This is a genomic window from Pseudomonas sp. BMW13 (assembly GCF_013357275.1).
Classification (GTDB): domain Bacteria; phylum Pseudomonadota; class Gammaproteobacteria; order Pseudomonadales; family Pseudomonadaceae; genus Aquipseudomonas; species Aquipseudomonas khazarica.
On sequence record NZ_SUKD01000056.1, the window covers coordinates 1 to 1876 of the forward strand.

Sequence of the window (1876 nt, forward strand, 5' to 3'; positions counted from 1 at the left end):
CGGCGTTCTACTGGGCCTGGTGGATCAGCTGGTCGCCGTTCGTGGGCATGTTCATCGCGCGGGTCAGCCGTGGCCGCAGCGTGCGTGAGTTCCTCATCGCCGTGCTGCTGGTACCGTCGCTGGTGTCGGTGCTGTGGATGACCGCCTTTGGCGGCACCGCCATCAATCAGCTGCTGGTGGACGGTTTCACCGGTGCGCAGGATGCCGGCCTGGAGCTGAAGCTGTTCAGCATGCTCGGTGAGATGCCGCTGACCGGCATCACCTCGTTCATCGGCATCGTGCTGGTGGTGGTGTTCTTCATCACCTCGTCGGACTCCGGCTCGCTGGTGATCGATACCATCACCGCCGGCGGCAAGGTCAACGCTCCGGTACCGCAGCGCGTGTTCTGGGCCAGCATCGAGGGCGTCATCGCCATCGCCCTGCTGCTCGGTGGCGGTCTGGTGGCGTTGCAGGCGATGGCCGTGTCGACGGGCCTGCCGTTCACCATCGTGCTGCTGGTGGGCTGCATCTCCATCGTCAAGGGGCTGATGAGCGAGCCGCGCTGAGCAGGCTGCTCGCCGTTGCCAAAAGCGCGCCTTCGGGCGCGCTTTTTCGTTCCCGGGTAACGGGTCGTTAATGGGAAAACCCGCGGCGTTCCCGCGGTGCAGGCCGTTTTTTCCTTCTGCTAGCGTCGGCTTCCGCGATTCGCAGCCCCTGCGCGCGCCCTAGAAAAAGAAGGAGCAGCCCCTTGAGCCAAGGCCCCGTACCCCGCAACAACGACTCATCCGCAGACGGTATTCCCGCCCCGAGTGGTGCCGTCACCCTCATCGACACCGACTACGTGGTCGGCCAGGACAACATCCGTGGCCGCTACCTGGTCAATCTCGACATCCATGGCGTGGTCTTCCTGATCTCGGCGGTGACCGCGTTCATCTTCGTCGCGCTGGCGCTGGCCATGCACGACCAGATCGAGCCGCTGTTCAAGGCCGTGCGTGACTGGCTGACGGTGCACCTGTCGTGGTTCTTCATCGGCTCGGCCAACATCTTCGTGCTGCTGTGCCTGGGGCTGATCGTGTCGCCGCTGGGCAAGGTGCGCCTCGGCGGTACGCTGGCGCGCCCCGATTACTCGTACTTCTCCTGGTTCGCCATGCTGTTCGCCGCCGGCATGGGTATCGGCCTGATGTTCTACGGCGTGGCCGAGCCGATGTCGCACTACGGCACGGCCCTGGGCGGCATCAGCGTGGACGCCAACGGCGTACGCACCGACTGGGCGCCGCTGGGTGCCGCTGCGGGCGACTCCGCCGAGGCGGCGCGCCTGAGCATGGCCACCACCATCTTCCACTGGGGCCTGCACCCCTGGGCGGTGTATGCCATCGTCGCCCTGGCGCTGGGCCTGTTCGCCTTCAACAAGGGCCTGCCGCTGTCGTTCCGCTCGATCTTCTTCCCGCTGCTCGGTGAGCGCGTCTGGGGCTGGCCGGGCCACCTGATCGACATCCTCGCGGTGTTCGCCACCCTGTTCGGCCTGGTCACCTCGCTGGGCCTGGGCGCCGAGCAGGCCACTGCGGGCCTGCACGCGCTGTTCGGCCTGCCGGCCGATACCACCACCAAGGTGTTGCTGATCACGGTGATCACCCTGATCGCCCTGTGCTCGGTGCTGACCGGCGTGGACAAGGGGGTCAAGCGCCTGTCGGAGATCAACATGGGCCTGGCCCTGGCGCTGCTGCTGTTCGTGCTGCTCGCCGGGCCGACCGCCCTGCTGCTGACCGGCGTGCTGGACAACCTGGGTGCCTACCTGCAGTACCTGCCGGCGCTGTCCAACCCGGTCGGGCGCGAGGACGCCAACTTCAGCCAGGGCTGGACGGCGTTCTACTGGGCCTGGTGGATCAGCTGGTCGCCG

General features: G+C 66.8%; 2 protein-coding genes. Both read left to right on the forward strand.

From position 1 onward, the window contains the following. Positions 1–545, forward strand: a 545-nt coding sequence (locus E4487_RS24165; protein ID WP_175254565.1) for a BCCT family transporter, incomplete at its 5' end; no start/stop codon positions are given. Positions 546–727: 182 nt separating this feature from the next. Then, the coding region (locus E4487_RS24170) for a BCCT family transporter (RefSeq protein ID WP_175254566.1) at positions 728–1876 on the forward strand (1149 nt) is incomplete at its 3' end.